This window comes from Streptomyces armeniacus (genome assembly GCF_003355155.1).
GTDB lineage: Bacteria > Actinomycetota > Actinomycetes > Streptomycetales > Streptomycetaceae > Streptomyces > Streptomyces armeniacus.
The window spans coordinates 4168007-4185020 of the sequence record NZ_CP031320.1 but is presented as its reverse complement, the minus strand read 5'-3'; the positions used below and the strand labels follow the sequence as shown (position 1 = coordinate 4185020).

At 73.5% G+C, this 17014-nt stretch carries 15 protein-coding genes and 1 tRNA gene; 10 read left to right on the top strand and 6 right to left on the bottom strand.

Annotation, left to right across the window (positions count from 1 at the left end):
- The first annotated feature begins 5 nt into the window (after window positions 1–5).
- The 4 genes from DVA86_RS18085 to DVA86_RS18070 all read left to right on the top strand — a co-directional run bounded on the left by DVA86_RS18085 (window position 6) and on the right by DVA86_RS18070 (window position 4388).
- Complete coding sequence (locus DVA86_RS18085) at window positions 6–1586, top strand: acyl-CoA carboxylase subunit beta (protein ID WP_208879657.1); 1581 nt, start codon at window positions 6–8, stop codon at window positions 1584–1586.
- Window positions 1583–1840, top strand: coding sequence for an acyl-CoA carboxylase epsilon subunit (locus tag DVA86_RS18080; protein ID WP_208879656.1), 258 nt, complete (start codon window positions 1583–1585; stop codon window positions 1838–1840). Before DVA86_RS18085 ends, DVA86_RS18080 begins: the two co-directional genes overlap by 4 nt.
- Before the next feature lie 87 nt (window positions 1841–1927).
- Complete coding sequence (locus tag DVA86_RS18075) at window positions 1928–3421, top strand: FAD-dependent monooxygenase (RefSeq protein ID WP_208879655.1); 1494 nt, start codon at window positions 1928–1930, stop codon at window positions 3419–3421.
- Window positions 3422–3506: 85 nt separating this feature from the next.
- The gene (locus tag DVA86_RS18070) at window positions 3507–4388 is read left to right on the top strand and encodes an SAM-dependent methyltransferase (protein ID WP_208879653.1); all 882 of its coding nucleotides are present in this window, start codon (window positions 3507–3509) and stop codon (window positions 4386–4388) included.
- Between the two features lie 109 nt (window positions 4389–4497).
- Here DVA86_RS18070 and DVA86_RS18065 read toward each other — a convergent pair whose 3' ends face one another.
- Window positions 4498–5835 (bottom strand): AAA family ATPase, encoded by a 1338-nt coding sequence (locus tag DVA86_RS18065; RefSeq protein WP_208879651.1) that lies wholly within the window; start codon window positions 5833–5835, stop codon window positions 4498–4500.
- A 102-nt stretch (window positions 5836–5937) separates the two neighbouring features.
- Between DVA86_RS18065 and DVA86_RS18060 the strand changes: the two genes are divergently transcribed.
- Window positions 5938–6651 carry a papain-like cysteine protease family protein gene (locus DVA86_RS18060; protein ID WP_245996736.1) on the top strand — a complete coding sequence of 238 codons (714 nt, stop codon included), beginning with the start codon at window positions 5938–5940 and terminating at the stop codon, window positions 6649–6651.
- A gap of 5 nt (window positions 6652–6656) precedes the next feature.
- Window positions 6657–7649: a hypothetical protein gene (locus DVA86_RS18055; protein WP_208879650.1), complete on the top strand. Its 993-nt coding sequence runs from the start codon at window positions 6657–6659 to the stop codon at window positions 7647–7649.
- Between the two features lie 66 nt (window positions 7650–7715).
- Here the strand turns inward: DVA86_RS18055 and DVA86_RS18050 are convergent.
- Window positions 7716–7790 (bottom strand) — tRNA-Val (locus tag DVA86_RS18050).
- A gap of 206 nt (window positions 7791–7996) precedes the next feature.
- Between DVA86_RS18050 and DVA86_RS18045 the strand changes: the two genes are divergently transcribed.
- The 3 genes from DVA86_RS18045 to DVA86_RS18035 all read left to right on the top strand — a co-directional run bounded on the left by DVA86_RS18045 (window position 7997) and on the right by DVA86_RS18035 (window position 10257).
- Window positions 7997–9292 (top strand): hypothetical protein, encoded by a 1296-nt coding sequence (locus tag DVA86_RS18045; RefSeq protein ID WP_208884839.1) that lies wholly within the window; start codon window positions 7997–7999, stop codon window positions 9290–9292.
- Window positions 9293–9323: 31 nt separating this feature from the next.
- The gene (locus DVA86_RS18040) at window positions 9324–9545 is read left to right on the top strand and encodes an FmdB family zinc ribbon protein (protein ID WP_208879648.1); all 222 of its coding nucleotides are present in this window, start codon (window positions 9324–9326) and stop codon (window positions 9543–9545) included.
- A 97-nt stretch (window positions 9546–9642) separates the two neighbouring features.
- A complete protein-coding gene (locus DVA86_RS18035; RefSeq protein ID WP_245996734.1) occupies window positions 9643–10257 on the top strand; it encodes a DUF4383 domain-containing protein in 615 nt (204 codons plus the stop codon).
- A 9-nt stretch (window positions 10258–10266) separates the two neighbouring features.
- Here DVA86_RS18035 and DVA86_RS18030 read toward each other — a convergent pair whose 3' ends face one another.
- Genes DVA86_RS18030 through DVA86_RS18020 form a run of 3 tightly spaced genes read right to left on the bottom strand, consistent with a single transcriptional unit; the run spans window position 10267 to window position 14974 of the window.
- Window positions 10267–11088: an HAD family hydrolase gene (locus tag DVA86_RS18030; RefSeq protein WP_245996732.1), complete on the bottom strand. Its 822-nt coding sequence runs from the start codon at window positions 11086–11088 to the stop codon at window positions 10267–10269.
- Window positions 11085–13736: a phosphoribosyltransferase gene (locus DVA86_RS18025; RefSeq protein ID WP_425470857.1), complete on the bottom strand. Its 2652-nt coding sequence runs from the start codon at window positions 13734–13736 to the stop codon at window positions 11085–11087. Before DVA86_RS18025 ends, DVA86_RS18030 begins: the two co-directional genes overlap by 4 nt.
- A 23-nt stretch (window positions 13737–13759) precedes the next feature.
- Window positions 13760–14974: an HpcH/HpaI aldolase/citrate lyase family protein gene (locus DVA86_RS18020; protein WP_208879646.1), complete on the bottom strand. Its 1215-nt coding sequence runs from the start codon at window positions 14972–14974 to the stop codon at window positions 13760–13762.
- Window positions 14975–15159: 185 nt separating this feature from the next.
- Here DVA86_RS18020 and DVA86_RS18015 point away from each other — a divergent pair, with 185 nt between their 5' ends.
- Entirely contained in the window at window positions 15160–16170 is a 1011-nt protein-coding gene (locus DVA86_RS18015; RefSeq protein WP_208879645.1) for a TerD family protein, read from the top strand.
- 82 nt (window positions 16171–16252) lie between these two features.
- Here DVA86_RS18015 and DVA86_RS18010 read toward each other — a convergent pair whose 3' ends face one another.
- Entirely contained in the window at window positions 16253–17002 is a 750-nt protein-coding gene (locus DVA86_RS18010) for a Tellurium resistance (RefSeq protein WP_208879643.1), read from the bottom strand.
- Window positions 17003–17014: the final 12 nt, after the last annotated feature.

Sequence of the window (17014 nt, the reverse complement as noted above, 5' to 3'; positions counted from 1 at the left end):
GAACAGTGACAGCCACCGAGAACGCCGACGGACGCACCCGGCGCAGGCTGGACGAACTGGCCCGGCGCAGGGCCGAGTTGGCGGCCCAGGCCACGGAGCGCGGCGCGGGGCGCCAGCACGCCAAGGGGAAGCTGACGGCGCGGGAGCGCATCGACCTCCTGCTGGACCCCGATTCGTTCACGGAGCTCGACGCGCTGGCTCGTCACCGGTGCCACAACTACGGCATGGAGGAGCAGCGTCCGTACGGCGACGGGGTCGTGACGGGGTACGGAACCATCGACGGCCGGAAAGTCTGCGTCTACGCCCAGGACTTCACCGTCCTGGGCGGCAGCCTGGGCGAGGTGTTCGGCGAGAAGATCATCAAGGTGCTGGACCTGGCGATCCGCACCGGCTGCCCCGTCATCGGGATCAACGACTCCGGAGGTGCCCGCATCCAGGAGGGAGTGGTCTCGCTCGCCTACTACGCGGAACTGGTCAAGCGCCACGTGGCCGCCTCCGGCGTGATCCCGCAGATCTCGCTCATCATCGGTCCGTGCGCGGGCGGCGCCGTGTACGCTCCCGCCACCACCGACCTGGTGGTCATGGTCGAGGACATTTCCCACATGTTCGTGACCGGTCCCGATGTGCTGCAGGCGGTCACCGGCCAGACCGTCGGCATGGAGGAGCTGGGCGGCGCCCACCGGCACAACGCCGTGAGCGGTGCCGCGCACTACATGGCGGCGGACGAGAAGGACGCCTTCGACTACGTACGCATGGTGCTGGGCCACCTGCCGTCCAACAACATGGGTGACACGCCCGTGTTCGCCCCGACCGCCGCCCGTGAGCTCACCGAGGCAGACCGCGCGCTGGACACGCTGATCCCGGACCGCACCGCCGAGTCGTACGACATGATGCGGGTGGTGAACGCCGTCATCGACGACGGCGAACTCACCCAGTTCCACCAGCTGTTCGCCCCGAACGTCATCTGCGGTCTCGCCCGTGTCGAGGGCCACAGCGTCGGGGTCGTCGCCAACCAGCCGACGCACCTGGCCGGCGCGCTGGACATCGACGCCAGCGAGAAGGCGGCGCGGTTCATCCGGTTCTGCGACGCCTTCCACGTGCCCGTGCTCACCTTCGTCGACGTGCCCGGCTTCCTCACCTCCATGGAGCAGGAACGGGACGGGATCATCCGGCGCGGCGCGAAGCTGATCTACGCCTACTGCGAGGCCACCGTGCCGATGGTCACGGTCATCACCCGCAAGGCGTACGGCGGCGGATACGGGGTGATGGGCTCCAAGCATCTCGGGATCGACGTCAACCTCGCCTGGCCGACGGCCGAGATCGCAGTCATGGGCGGCGAGAGCGCCGTACGCATCATCCACCGCCAGGACATCCGGCAGGCGGAGGACCCGGAGGAGACCCGCGAGCGGCTGGTGTCCGAGTACACGGAGACGATGTGCACGCCGTACGTCGCCGCCGAGCGCGGCTACGTGGACGCCGTGATCATGCCGCACGAGACCCGTGCGCAGGTGGCGACAGCCCTGGACACCCTGCGGGACAAACGGATGACCAGGCTGCCCCGCAAGCACGGCAACATCCCGCTGTGAACGCGCCCCCGTCCCCCGCGGGCACTTGCGGCCCGCAGCCGGGCGACGTCATCGCCGTACGCGGGAATCCGGCCGACGAGGAACTGGTCGCCGCCGTGATCGCCGTCATCGCCCGCCTCACGGCCGCACGGGACAGCGATGGCCCGCGGAGACCGGCGCCGCGCCGGCCGGACTGGGGCCGTGCCGCGGCCCGGGTCACGCCGGCCCCCGCCCGTCCGGGCTCCATGTCCTGGGCGCGCAGCGGCTGGTGCTGACCCGCGGGCGGCCGGCGACGTGGCGGCGGCCGGCCCGGCGGCGCAGGTGAGCCGTGCCATGAACCATTCGATCAGGAAGGCGTATCCGTGAGTGTCATCGTCGTAGGGTCCGGGCCCACCGGGCTCCTGCTGGCCGGAGATCTCGCAAGGGACGGTGTCCCGGTCAAGATCCTCGAGCGGCGTGCCGAAGAGTCCAACCTGACGCGGGCGTTCGCCTGCCACGCCCGGATGATGGAGCTGCTCGACATGCGGGGGCTGGCGGACGAACTGAGGTCCGAGGGGCACTGGATCCCCGGCGCGCGGCCCCGGATGACGCCGGGCTCGCACATCCCCATCCGGCTGGACATGGACCATCCGGAGAGCCGGTACTCCGGCGTCACCATCGTCCACCAGGCGCGTACCGAGGTACTGCTCGAGCGTCGCGCCCGGGAGCTGGGCGTGGAGATCGTACGCGGCGCCGAGGTCACCGCTCTGGAACAGGACGCCGGGGAAGTGCGGCTCACCGTGAACGGCGGCCGGACCGAGACCGCGGACTGGGTCGTCGGCTGCGACGGGGCGCACAGCACCGTACGGGAGCAGCTGTCGGTCGAGTTCACCGGGCGCAGCTACGACACCCGCATCCTGCTCGCGGACGTGCAGTTCACCACGGAGCTGCCGGAGGCCGTCAACGCCTTCCTCGGCCCCGACGGGGCCATGCTCGTCGTGCCCTACGGGGACGGCTGGTACCGGATGATCGCCTGGAACCGCAGCGGCCAGGGCGCCCCGCTCGACCGCCCGGTGACCACGGAGGAGCTGACCGGCGCCATCCAGGGCATCACAGACGTCGACCTGGTCATCTCGAAGGTCAGCTGGACCACGCGGTTCCTCAGCGAGCGGCGCCAGGCCGACCGTTACCGCGTGGGCCGCGTGCTGCTCGCCGGCGACGCCGCACACGTGCACTCGCCGCTGGGCGGGATGGGCATGAGCACCGGCATCCAGGACGCCGCGAACCTGTCCTGGAAGCTCACCGGCGAGCACGAGGGCTGGGCACCGCTGTGGCTGCTCGACACCTACGACACCGAGCGCCGACCGGCGGGACACACGACCCTGCGGCTGACCGACACCATCCAGAAGCTGTCCGTGGCACCCGCGCCGGTGCGGCTCGTACGGCCGTACTTCGCGCGGTTCATCCAGCGCATGCCGTGGTCGCTGCGCAAGGTGCCGGGCACGTACCACTGGGTGCGGCTGATGATGTCGGGCCTCGGCATCAGCTACCCCGCGCCGCCCGGAGTGGAGAGAACGGCCGGCGTGGGCGAGCGCGTCCCCGACTTCGACATCCTCTCCGAGAAGGGGCCGACGAGGCTCTACGAGGTGGCACGGGGCGGGCGCTTCGTCCTGCTCGACGCCTCCTCGGACGGCGTGGCCGCCACGGCGGCGGCCGACTGGCGGGACCGGGTCGACATCGTGCGCGGAGACGTACCCGCGCTGCGGAAACTCACGACGCTGCTCATCCGGCCGGACGGATATCTGGCCTGGGGAGGCAGGCAGCCCACCGCCGAGGCGGTCGCCGCGGCGGTGCGGCAGTGGTGCGGCCCGGCCTGAGGGCGCGGCGGACACCGCACCGGGAAGCCGCGATCCGTAGAGCTGCGGGAGCGGGAAGAGCATGCACAGAACAGGGATGACCCGTATGGAGAATACGAAAGAGCTCCTCGAGAAGATGGGCGCCATCGCCAAGTCGGCACTGGGGTCCGCGGCGATCCGGGCACAGGAATCCCGGCGCGAGGACCGGCTGTTCGAGGACAGCCTGGCGCAGGCGTTCGTCGAGGAGTCCGGAGTCGACCCGCTGACGCGTACGGCGGTGCCGGAGTCGACCGGACTCGGACTCCACCAGCTGGTGGGCGAGTTCATGATCCTGCGCACCCGGTTCCACGACGATCAGCTGCTGGCCGCGGCCCGCGGCGGCCGTACCCAGGTCGTGCTGCTGGGCTGCGGCCTGGACTCCCGCGCGTTCCGGCTGGACTGGCCCGGCGGTACGCGGGTCTTCGAGAACGATCTGGCGGAAGTGCTCGAGTTCAAGGACGCCGCCCTCGCCGCGCGCGGGGCCAAGCCCGCCTGCGAGCGCGTCGTGTGCGCGATGGACCTGCGGAACGACTGGCTGGCCGCGCTGCGCGACTCCGGGTTCGACCCGGAGCGCCCCACCGTGTGGCTGGCGGAAGGCATCCTGCACATACTCCCGCCCGCGGCGGCCGACCTGCTGCTGGACCGCGTCACGAGCGTGTCGGCGGCGGGCAGCGTGATGTCGGTGGACCGCATCGAGGACTCCGGACTGCTCCGCACCGCGCGGATGGCACATCTCGACGCGTCGTCACCGGGCAGCGACGACCCGTGGGGCGGCGGTCCGGGCGCGGGACTGGAGGAGTGGTTCCGGGGCCGGGGCTGGGATCCGTCCGTACGGCATGTCAACGCGGTCGCGGAGGAGTTCGGGCGGCCCGGACCGGTCGCCTTCGACCCGTCGACCGAGGGGGCCGGCGACTGCTGGCTGGCGACCGCCACGCTCGGCGGCGCCTGACCCGTACGCCGTGGCCCGGCCGTCGACCCGCAGCCGCGGTCGACGGCCGGGCCCAGCCGTCCGGTCCCGGCAGCCGGCCGACGCTAGTCTTCTGAGTCGGGAATTCCGTTCAGATGTGTAGGGTTGCCTGGTGGCGCGTATTGGGCGGCCGAAGGCCGAGTTGATTCTGTCGGAGGAGGAGCGGGCGGCACTGGAGGGGTGGGTGCGGCGCCGTTCCACGCCGCAGGCATGGGCACCGTACCGACCCCGGCGCGCCGGGGGTTGGAGCGCCGGGGTCCGTACGCGGTGTGGGGTCCGTACGCGCGCCGGGGTCGGTACGGTCCCCCTGCTCCGTACGTCCCGTGCGTGCCGCCGCGCTGTGCCGCAGCAGCCCCAGCGTCGGCTGGGCGGCCGTCGCCGCCAGCAGGAGGACCCAGCGGGTGGCCGGGTCGAGCCGGTCGAGGCGGTCCGCGACCGCCTCCCGCAACCGGCGGGTGAGCGGCAGCGGTTCGGCGCGGTCGGGCGGGCCGCCCCGGTGGTCGATCGCGCGGGCGATCTCCAGCGCGAACATCGGATTGCCGCCGCTGGCCTCGTACACCCGCTGGGTCAGCCAGTGGGGCAGCTCCGGGCGGCCGCGCCCGGCCAGCAGCGCGGCCACCTCGGGCTGCGTCAGCGGCGGCAGCGCGATCTCGAGCGCGCCGCCCGTACACAGCGCGGGCGCGTACGCCGGGGCGCCGCCGGGCTCGGTGTTCTCGGTCACCACGGCGTGTACACGGGCCGGGTCGAGGCGCCGCGCGACGAACGCGAGCACCTCGGTGCTCGGCCGGTCCACCCACTGCGCCGAGTCGATGACGAGCAGTACGGCTGAGGCGGCGGCCAGTCGGCCGAGCGCGCCGAGCACGGCGAGCCGCAGGGCGAGCGTGTCGAGGCCGCCGGGCGGCAGCGGCTCGCGGCGCAGCACCGCGCGCAGGGCGCGCTGCTGCGGCGCGGGCAGCGCGGCCAGCGCGGCGTCGTCCACGGTGCGCAGCAGGTCGGCGAGCGCGCAGTACGGGAGGGGCTGTTCGGCGCGCGCCGGCGCGGTCCACAGGGTGAGTTCGCCGCGCTCGCGGCGGGCGTCGGCGAGGGCGGTCGCGGCGTACGTCTTGCCGATGCCGTGCGGCCCGTGCAGGACGACGCTGCCGCGGCCGGCGAGCCGGTCCTGCGCGCGCCGCAGCCACTCGTGGCGCTCCTGGTTCTCGTGGCGCTCGTGGCTCTCGTGGCTCTCGTACGGGGAGGTGCTCGCCATGCGCGTCCTCATGCCCACCCGCCGGGGGTCGTCGACGTCCGGCACCGGCGACCCCTCCGTCGTACGGGGCTGAGCCGTACGGTCCGTGCCGAGCCGCAGCATCGTCGCCCCGGCCCGTACGGCTGTCAAGACCGCGCCCGCCGCGCCGAGTACGGGTGACCGCGGGGGAACCCCTGCGTCCACACGGCGGGTTCCGGCGGTCGCGGCGGAAACCTACGTTCCAGTCGTCACCCACCCCTCCCCCACTGTTCGCCGCGCCCGCAAGGCGAGCGACAAGGAGTCACGATGATGCTGCGAAAGCGCGGGACGTCCGACGGCGTCCCGCACGAACTCGCCGCCCGCCGGCGGCCGAGGCGCAGACGGCGGCTCGTGGCCGCGGCCGCCTGCGCGGCGGCCGCCGCCGGCACGCTGGTGCCGCTGTCCGGCAGCGCCACGGGCGCGGTCCCGGCGGCCTCCGCCGCGTCGGCCGCGTCCGCCGCCAACGGCGGTGCCGGGAGCGGCGCTTCCGCCGCCCGCACCACCGGCGAGCTCGACTTCACCGAACAGGCCCAGGTCCAGACGCAGTGGTGCTGGGCCGCCACCGGGCTGTCCATCGCGCAGTTCCTCGGCTACGGCCGGAACGCCGACCAGAACACCTTCTGCAACTACGCCCGCGGCCTCCCACCCGGCCAGCGCTGCCCCAACCAGCCCGCGTACCTCGAGGACGTACAGGCGGGCTGGCGCGGCGTCGGCATGACCGATGTGGGCCAGGTCACCGGGACGCTCAGCTTCGCCGCCGTCTCCCAGGCCATCGACCAGGGCTCGCCCGTCGAGGTCGGCATCTACTGGACCTCGGGCGGCGGCCACGCCAACGTCCTGTACGGCTACAACGCGAGCAGCCAGACGCTGATGTACGCCGACCCGTGGCCGTCGAGCCGGCGCTACGGCGAGATGGCGTACCGCAGCTACACCAGCAACGCACAGTTCCGCTGGGCCGAGTCGCTGTACGGGGAGAGCTGAGGACCATGACCACCGACGACATGACCGCCCGCCGCGCCCGGCTGCTCTGGATACCGGCCGCCGCCGGCCCCGTACTGGCCCTGGCCCTCACCGCCGCCCCGGCCCAGGCCCAGGCCGCACCGCAGAGCGCGCCGCTCTCGGCGCCACTGTCCGCACCGCTCTCCGCGCCGCTCTCCGCGCCGCTCTCCGCGCCACTGTCCGCACGGCTCTCCGCGCCACTGTCCGCACCGCTCTCCGCACCGCTGGCCGACCCGCACGGGCCGCCGCCCGTCCCCTCCCGCGCCGACCTCGCCGAGGCGGCGGACGCCGCGGCCGAAGGCGCCAACACCGCACGCGTCGCCGGGTTCTTCGAGCGGATGGAGGCCCGCGAGAACGGCCGGAAGGGCCTCGTACGGGACGCCGAGGACCCGAAGGGCGCGGCGGCCCGTACGCCGGAGTTCGCCTCCGCCGCACAGCCCGTGTACTTCCTCAACCCCGCCTTCGTGAAAGGCGGTCCGTCCGCATCCGTCGCCACGTACGCCTTCGCGGCGGTCGAGGCCACCTCGCCCGGCGGCGCGTCCGCCAGCGTATGGCTGACCGGGGACCGTGACCGCGGCTGGGACGTCGTGAACGTGATGTCCGGCGCGGACGAGGCCGCGTACCCGCGCGAGGGCGGCGGCGACCTGGTCTTCAAGGAGCCGCAGATCGCCGCCTGGTACAAGGTCCACGACGGCACCGTCCTCCCGCTGAACGGCGAGGCACGGAAGACGGTCGGCGCGGACGGCGCGTCCGTGTCCGAGTACCGGAAGATCGTCCACGGCCGCTACGGCGACAAGCTGCCGGGCTCCGCGTACCAGAAGTCCGGCAAGCTCGGCGGCTTTCCCGCGACGGCCAACACCCGGCCGCAGCGCTCCAGCACCACCGGCAGCGCCCCGCTCGCGGCAACGGCCACCGGCGCCGCCGCCCTCGCCACCACGCTCTTCCTCCTGCGCCGCCACCGCCGCCGCACCGCCACCTGACGGCCCGGCGCCCCGGCTCCCGACGCGGAAGACCCCCAGCCGTGCGTCGGCTGGGGGTCTTCCGTGTGGTGGGCGCAACAGGGATCGAACCTGTGACATCTGCCTTGTAAGGGCAGCGCTCTACCGCTGAGCTATGCGCCCGCAGGGGATTGAGGAGACAGACTACCCTGTCGCCGTGCAGCGGGCGAAAACGGTGGCCGTGCCGCGCGCGAACGCCCCGTACCGCGCGCCGTGCCGGGGCGTCGGCGGGGACCGTGAACGGAACGACCCGTGTGTTCGTTGTCCCCGGGTGGGAGAATGAGCACTGATCCACCGGCTGCGGCACACGGGGAGAGGATTACGTGACGATGAACGGCGGCGGCACCCGCCGATGGGGTTGGGGTGGCAGCGGCCGTGCCGAGAGCATGCGGGCCGATGCCCAGGCGGCGAAGGACGCGGCCGCGGCGGCCTTCTACGAACTCGACACCGCCCAGCGTGATCTGCGGATCTCCATCGAGACGATCACCGCCGTCGAGGACTCCCCGGCGGGCCGCAAGGCCGTGAGCGACTTCGCGGCGCTCGGGACCCGTATCGACCAGGTGAGCCACGAGTACATCACCGTCGTCGACGCGCACGACCTCGACCGCGACGACCTCGACTCCGCGACGGCCGCCCGCGCACGCGAGGAGCTGACCCGTACCAAGCAGGACCTCGAGCGCGCCAAGGCCGAGCTGGACCGCTTCGAGCGCGGCCTCGGCCGCCTGCTCGAGCAGGCCGAGACACAGCTCGCGCGGCTCGCGCCCGCGGTCGAGCGGGCCCGGCAGGGGCTGCTCGCCGCCTCCAACGCGCTGGACGCCGCCCGTGCTTCGGGCCTCTCCGCCGACAATCTCGCGGCGCGGCTGGCCGGGCTCTCCCCCGATCTGACCAAGCTGAACGAGGGCGCCGGGCAGCACGGCGTCCGCGAGACGCTGCAGCGCGCGGACCGGGTCGCGCGGGAGGCCGAGGCGATCCGCGGCGAGGCGGAGCGGCTGCCGGAGACGGCGGCCGAGACGGACAAGCGGCTGAGCTCGCTGCGGACCCGCGCGCAGGCGCTGCACACCCGCGCGGGCAAGGTCGAGCCGGTGCTGAGCGAGCTGCGCCGGCGGTTCAGCGTCGAGTGCTGGCAGGACCTGCAGGGGGTGCCGGACGAGGCGGTACGGACCGTACGGCAGGCGGAGGAGAAGCTGCGGGAGGCGCAGAAGGCGCGCGACGAGCAGCGCTGGCCGGACGCCACGTCGCTGCTGTCGACCGTACGCGCCCTGCTGAACACCACGGACGAGGCCGTGAAGGCCGCGGGCGACCGGCTGCAGCGGCTCAACGAGGTGAGCTTCGACCACAAGCCGGAGGTGGAGCGTACGCGCTTCGCGATCCGCGACGCGCAGCGGCTGGCGATGGCCGGCCGCACCACCCCCGACCCCCGGCACGCGCGCCCGCTGGACGACTCGGTGGTACGGGTGGACCGGGCGGTGGAGGGCCTCACCGGGCGGCACCCGGACTACTGGCACTTCCTGACGGAGCTGGACGCGGTCAAGGAGACCGTGCAGCGGGTGGTGGAGCAGATCCGGCAGGAGATGGGCGCGGGCTCCGGGCCGGCGGCCGGGAACGGGCCGGGTTCCGGGCGCTGAGCTGCGTTTACGGGGCGGCTATGCTTCCGGCATGCCGCGATACGAGTACCGCTGCCGCGAGTGCGGAGACGACTTCGAGCTCAGCAGGCCGATGGCCGAGGCGAGCGCGCCCGCGAGCTGCCCGTACGGCCACGACGACACCGTCAAGCTGCTCTCCACCGTCTCCGTGGGCGGCGCCGCACCGGCACCGGCCGGTGGCGCGGGCGGTGGCGGCGCGGGCGGAGGCTGCTGCGGGGGCGGCTGCTGCGGCTGAGCGCACCGTAGGGCTCCGCCGCGGTTGAGCTCCGCGGTTGAGCGCGGACGCGGCCTGGGCGGATGCTGGAGGGGAACCTTCCGGTGAGGAGGGCCCCATGGCCGCACACGACGCCGTACGACGCCACCGCATGGTGCTCGACGAGCACCTGCCCGTGGACCACAGACTGAGCCAGGTGTACCGGGTCGGAGCCGGGCTGGTGGGCCTGCTCCTGCTGGCCTTCGGCATCCTCGGCCTGACCGACAACATCGGGTTTTTCGACACGGGCGGCGACGAGGTCGCCGGGCTGAACACCAACGGCGCGCTCAGCGTGCTGTCTGTCGTCGTCGGACTGCTGCTCTTCTACGGGATGGTGCGCGGCGGCAACTTCGCCTCCACCCTCAACACCCTGCTGGCGGTGGCCTTCCTGCTCAGCGGCTTCGCCAACCTGGCGCTGCTGGAGACGGACTACAACTTCCTCGCGTTCGAGCTGCAGAACGTCCTGTTCAGCTTTGTCGTGGGGCTGCTGCTGCTCGTCTTCGGCATGTACGGGCGGGTCAGCGGCGGGCTGCCGCACGACAACCCGTACTGGCGCGCCCGCCACCCCGACCAGGCGGAGCGCGAGGCGCGTGCCCGCGAGCGGGCGCTCACCCGCGGTCCGGGCACGGGCCGGTACGGGCGTCCGCCCGCGCACGGTGGCCCGCCCCCGCGCGGCCCCCGCGCCGTGCGCTAGCGCGCGGCACTACCGCGCCCGCCGCAGCGCCTCCCGCAGGATGCGCTCCCCCGCGGCGACGCCGCGCTCCTCGAGCGCCGTGATGTGCGCGGCGTCCCAGCCGCTGTCGGCGAGTTCGCCGTGCCCGGGGCGCCAGCCGTGGTCGGCGGCGAGCAGCAGGTCGGAGTCGAGGAGCGAGTCCCCGGCGGCGTACGTGACGGGGGCGCCGGTGCGGCGCGCGATCTCCGCGACGGCGGCGCTCTTGGTGAGCGGGCGCGGCACCGCGTAGATCTTGCGGCCCTGGAGCGAGACGGTCCAGCCGCGCGGCCCGGCCCAGTCGCCGAGTTCCTTCACGTACGTGTCGGGCAGCCGGTCGCGGTCCACCACCAGGTACGCGAACAGCTCCTCCGCCACCCGCTCCTTGAGCAGCCAGCCGGGATCGGCGGTGTGCCGCAGATGGGCGCGCATCTCGTCCAGGGGCGCGCAGTCGGTGAGTTCACGCCGTACGTGCGCCTGCCACACCGGGTCGGACTCGCCGTCCACGAGCAGGTGGCCGCCGTTGGCGCACACCGCGTACGCCGCGGGCGGGCCGGGCAGCCGCACGCGCTGGTACTGCTCGCGGGTCCGCGTGGTGGCCGGTACGAAGACGGCACGCGCGGCCAGTTCGGCCAGGAGTCCGGCGGCGGTCTCGGTCATGTACGACAGCGGCCGGTGCTCGTACGTCTCCACGCACAGCAGCCGCGGAGCGTCCCGGTCCGGCATGGTCAGGCCGAGGGCCGCGGCCGAGTAGATCAGCGTGCGGTCGAGGTCGCTGGCGACGAGCACCGCGCCCGCCGTTTCCGTACCGGTCACTGGACCGCCTTCCCGTCCGCGCCGGTGGCGCCCCTGGTGAACCGTGGATGGATCAGCCCGACGCAGCTGTACGGCAGCCCGTCGACCTCCTCGACCGGCACGCCGCGCTGCTCGGCGAGCAGCCGTACGTGGTCCAGGTCCGGGCCCGCGTCCCGGCGCGCGAGCACCCGCCAGGGCACGCGGCGCAGCAGCACACGGGTCGTCTCACCGACGCCCGGTTTGACCAGGTTCACGTCGTTGATCCCGTACTCCTCGCTGATCCGCTCCACCGCGCGCCAGCCCTCCCAGGTCGGCGTACGGTCGGCCGCGAGCAGCGCGCGTACGTCACCGGCGACCGCCTCGCGCACCTCGTCGAAGCGGGCCGCGACCGTGTCCAGGAAGTGCCGCGAGACATCGGCGTCCGCCAGCTCGCGGTAGAACTTGCCGCCGTGGAAGTCGTACGGGCCCACCAGGTCGGCACGGAGCACGGTGCGCGAAACCAGCCCGGACACCGTGGAGTTGAGGCAGGCCGACGGGATCAGGAAGTCCTCCCGCGTGCCGTACGTGCGCACGCAGCCGCCCGGGTCTGCGAGCACCGCGATCTCCGGGTCGAAGCCCTCGTACGGCGCGACGGCCTCGGCGAGCTCGCGGGTGATCGCGCCCTTGCCGGTCCAGCCGTCGACGAAGACGACATCGCCGGGGTCGTGGTGGGCGGCGAGATAGCGCAGGGCGGTCGTGTCGATGCCGCGGCCGCGCACGATGGACACCGCGTAGTGCGGCAGCTCCACGCCGTGCACGTGCCGCGCCCAGCGGCGCATCAGCACGCCGACCGGGGTGCCGGCGCGGGCGAGCGAGGCCAGTACGGGGCGGGGGCCGCGTTCGGCCAGCACGGTGTCCGTCACGGCGCCGACGGCACGGGCGATACGGGCGGCGGAGTGCTCCAGCGCGCTGTGGAAGAGGCGCTGGTAGTCGGCGCTGGGCTGGTACTCGACCGGCAGCGACTCGGCGTAGTGCGCGCCGCCGCGCTGGATCGCCTCCTCGCGCTCCTCGGTCGGCGCCTCCAGCCGCACGCCGGACACGTCCTGGAGCAGCCAGCCGACCTCGTCCGGCGCGTACGAGGAGAAGGCCGGGCCGCGCAGCGGGCGCGGCAGCGGCGCGTACGAGGGCAGCACGGCGAGCAGTACGGCGCCGGTGTGCGGGGCGAGGCTCGCGAGGAGCCCGTCGGGGGCGTGCAGGGCGGGGGTGTCCGCGGCGGAGTCGACGACGGTGACGACGGCGTCGAAGCGGCGGGCGGGGTCGGCACCGGGGGCGACGTTGTACGCGTAGCGCCGGGGCGCGGGCTCCTCCGGGGGCCGGTGGCCGTCGTGCGGGGCGGTGTGCGGGGGCGTGTCGTGCGGGGCCGTGTCGTGCGGGGCCGTGTCGTGGGCGGGGAAGGCGAGGCGGGTGCGGATCGCGTACGCGGGCTCGTCCACGGCGAGGACCGGCGAGCGGGTCGTGGTGGAGAAGCGGACCTCGACGGCGTCGCCCACGGCCTCCTCCAGCGTGTGGGCGAGGCGCAGGGGCGCGTACATCAGCTCCTCGCACCCGAGCACGAGCACGCGCGCCCTGCGGGCCCGAGAGCCGCCCTCCGCGCCCGCAGCCGTGTCCGCATTCGTGTCCGTGCCCGCCGGGACGCCCGCCGCCCGCAGTGCGTCGGCGAGCCGGGCGGCCATGCCCGGCAGGGCGGCCTCCAGCCGGGCGCGGTGGGCTGCGGTGAAGCCGTGCCGGGCGCCGTCGGGCAGGCCGACGGGCCACCCGAGATCGACGCGTACGGCCTCCGGCGCCGAAACGGCGGAGGCAGACGGCGCGGCGGCTGCGGCGGGCGCCCCCTCCGCACCGTGCCGCGCCACCAGCGCCTCACCGCGCGCCAGGGCGTCCGCCGGGAGCCGTACGCCCCCGGAGGCCAGGGCCACCACGTCCACCCGCGCGCCCAGCTCCGCGGCGCACTTCTCCAGCGCCGCGGCGTCCGCCGAGGACCGCATGTCGACCAGCGCGACCACCACGTACCGCTCGCGCGGGAAACGCCGGTGCAGGGCCGTGATCGTGTTCCGTACGGTGCGGCCTGTCGAGAACTCGTCGTCGACGAGCACGAGCGGCCCGTCCCCGGCCAGCAGCTCCGGGTCCTCGGGGAGCAGCAGGTGCGAGGTGGCGTGCGAGTGTTCCTCCTCGAAGCCGCCCACCGCACGTACGCCGCGTACGGCGCGCCGCGTGGAGTGCAGGTACGTCACCGCGCCGGCACCGTCCGCAGCACCGGAGGCGCCGCCCTCGCTCATGCCGTCCGCGACGCTGTGCCCGAGCGCGGTGGCCGTCTCCGCGTACCCCAGCACCACCGCCCGTTCCGTCGCCGCGTCGCCCAGCAGGTCGCGTACGCGCCGCCCCAGCCCGACGCCGGTGCCGTACACCACGCCGGGCCGCTGCGGCACGTGCTTGCCGAGCACCTGGGAGACCAGCAGGTGCGCGCGCTTGGGGTTGCGGCGCAGGGCCAGACCCACCAAGTCGCGTACGTCCCCGGTCAGTTCGACGCCGAGCCGCTCGGCAACCCACTCGCCGGGCCACGCCGCCGCACCGCGCTCCGGTTCCGGCGCGCGCTCCGGCTCCCGCCCGTGCTCCCGTTCCCGCTCCAACGCCACGCGTCCACGCTCTCCGTCGCCGTTCACTTGACCCCCGCCGCGAGCAGGTCCACGAATCCCACGCCTTCCCGCGCGACTCCGAAGACCTCGCCGCGCAGCAGGGTGCGTTCGGCCCAGGCGCGGTGGGGCTTCACTTCGTTCATCTTGTTCGTGTACGCGGAACGCAGCACTCCGCCGCCGCCACGCTCCGGCCGCAGCACGTCCGTCGCGTCGCTGTACTCCTCGTGCGAGACCACCGACAGCGCGTGCACGGGCGCGACGTGCGACGGGTGGATGCAGGTCTTGCCCAGCAGCCCGTTGGCGCGGTCCATCTCGATCTCGCGCAGCAGCCCGTCCATGTCGTGCGCGATGAGCGCCGTACGCAGCTCCTCCGCCCGCCCGCTCAGGAACGGACTCTGGCGCAGCTGTGGCTTGAACATCCGCTCCTGCAACCGGAAGTACTCCCACACCGGCCCCGTCACCGTGAACCCGGTGCCGTCTGCCCGGCCCAGCACGTTGACCACGTCGCCGATGACGGATGCGACGAGCTGCACGTCGTACGCGGTCATCTCGGGCGTCCTGCGCAGCCCGTACGCCGCGCAGAAGTCGGTCACGCCGAGGCGCAGCGCCAGCACCCGCTCCCGGTGCTTCTCCACCGCGCGGGCGATCCCGGCCAGCGTGCCCGCCCGGCTCTCCAGGTGCATCAGCTCGGGCGACTCCAGCACGGGCATCGCGAAGAACCGCTGCCCGCCCGCCGCCTCGGCGCCCGTCATCGCCTCCAGGAACGGGACGCCGGTCTCGGCGGTGAACTTCGGCAGCACGAACCCGGACAGCAGCCGTACGGCCGGACCGAGCCGCTTCACCAGATCCGGGATCTGGTCGGGGTGGCGCACCCGGATGAACAGCAGCAACGGACCGTCGGTGCCGAAGCCGTCCGCACCGCCGCCCGCCGCGTCCCCGTCCAGCGCTCCCCCGGTCAGCACGTCCAGCCGCGCGAACTGGCGTACGAGGTTCTCCTCGGCCTCCGACACCTCGCTGTCGTCGATGGAGTCCTCCAGGCACAGCACCATCGACACGACGCCGCTCCGCGCCTGCTTCAGCACATCCTCGGCGAGCCGTGGACGGGTCGCCGGGCTGTAGAGGGTGGCACCCAGCGCTGCGCCGAGCGTGCGCAGCGGAGAGGCCGGACCGAACTCGGCCGGCTCCTGGTGGAAGAGCGTGCGCCGGACGTCAGGCGCGAGATGCCTGAAATGCCGCATGGAATCCCGTCTCCCCGTGTCACCGTGACCTGCTCCCGCGCCGCGGAGGGGCGAGATCTGGCCACTCATCGTACGTTCGAGTGAGGGGCAGGGGTTCCCCGGACAGATGAAGAACGCGTTACCGGCAAGTACGGGCGGTCGCCCCGCGTTGTCCGCGGCGGTGGCCGGAAGGCAGGATTGAGCGTATGACCCACACGATGGTGAAGGGCTCGAACATTCAGCTGAGCGCCCGGGCGGTACGCGCCGTGCTGCGCTGGACGCCGGGAGCGGGCGTGCCGGATGTCGACGCCTCGGCCCTGGTGCTGGGTGAGGAAGGCCGGGTGCGCTCGGACGACGACTTCGTGTTCTACAACCAGCCGCGGCACCCCTCCGGCCTCGTACGGCACCGCCCGAAGGCGCGCGACGCGGACGGCCTGACGGACACGGTCGAGGCGGATCTCGCGTCCCTGGACAGCGGCGTCCAGTGCGTGATGCTCGCCGCCTCGGCGGACGGCGGGTCGTTCGCGGACGTACGCGACCTGCGGCTCACCCTGCACGACGCGGGCGACGACGAGCCGCTGGCGACGTTCCGGATAGAGCCGGAGACAGGCTCCGAAACCGCCTTGATCTGCGGGGAGTTGTATCGGCGCGAGTCCGCATGGAAGTTCCGCGCACTGGGCCAGGGCTACGACACCGGGCTGATCGGCCTCGCCACGGAGTTCGGCATCTCGGTGGACGAGGGCGGCCCCGACGCCGGGGAACGCCCGGCGCAGCCGAGCGGCACCATGCCGGAACCGCCCTCGGAACCGGACATTCCCGAGCCGCAGCCCGTACCCGAACCCCGGCCCGAGCCGCATCCGGAACCGGAACCGCCGCCCCGGCCGCCGGGCCCGCCGCCCGGCCCCGGGCCGGAACCGGGACCGGGACCGGGACCCGGCCCCGGGCCGCTGCCGGAACCGCCCGCTCCGGACCCGCACCCGCAGCCCGCCGGTGCACACCCCGCGGCGGCCGCCTTCACGGTGCCGGACGACCAGGCGACGCAGCCGGCGTACGGCTATCCGCAGCCGCCGCAGCACCCGCCTGCCGCCCAGCCCGCGTACGGCTATCCGCAGCCCGTCTACGGCTACCCGCACCAGCCGGACCCGGCCGCCGGGCGCCCGCCCGGCCCGGAGACGGCCGATCTGCCGCCGCAGGGCCCGCAGTTCCTGAACCGCTGAGGCCGCCGGAGCCGCGCCCGTGCCGGCACCCGCGGGAGTGCGGGCGCCGGTTCCGGTTCCGGTCCGGCGCGGACCGTCTTCCTCAGACGGTCTTCGCCTTGTAGCCGCGGCCCCACTGCAGACCCCAGCCGTACAGGCGGTCCAGCTCCGACTGAAAGCCGTAGACATAGCGCACCTCGCGGCGTACGACCAGGTCCTCCTTGTCGTGCTCCATCAGCAGCACGGCGCACGAACGGGCCTGCGGGGCGTGCTGGTCGACGGCGACCTCGACCCGCATGCCGTTGCCCGGGATGAGTGTGAGCAGGGCGTTCGCGCGGTCGAACGCCGGGGTGTTGTCGTATATGTAGACGAAGAACAGCATCCGCTTGATCTCGTCCTTGTGGTCGAGATTGACGTAGACCGTCTCGCCCGACGGGGAGCCGAATCGGTCGTCACCGCTCAGCTTGACGAACGGCGGGCCGTGGAAGTCGCCGAAAAGCTTGCCGAGCGGCTGCACCACGCCCTTGCTGCCGTCCACCAGCTCGTACATGCAGGCCAGGTCGAGGTCGACGCTGACCACCCCCTGGGTGTGCGCCTGCACCACCTGCGGCTTGAACGCGCGCAGCGGGTGCCGCAGCGAACCGCCGGAGTTCTGGCGGCCGGTGATGTCGGAACTCCGCATCCGCCAGGAGAGGTTGACCTGAAGACTTCCGGTGTCGGCCCCCTGCTTGGTCAGTGAGAGAACCGAATTGCGCTTCGTCAGCTCGACGGCGTACGTGGACGGGCCGCCCACCGTGTCGAACTTCGGCCACTTCCCCATGCCCTGCCGCCAGTTCTCCCAGAGGGAGACCATCACGCACCCCCA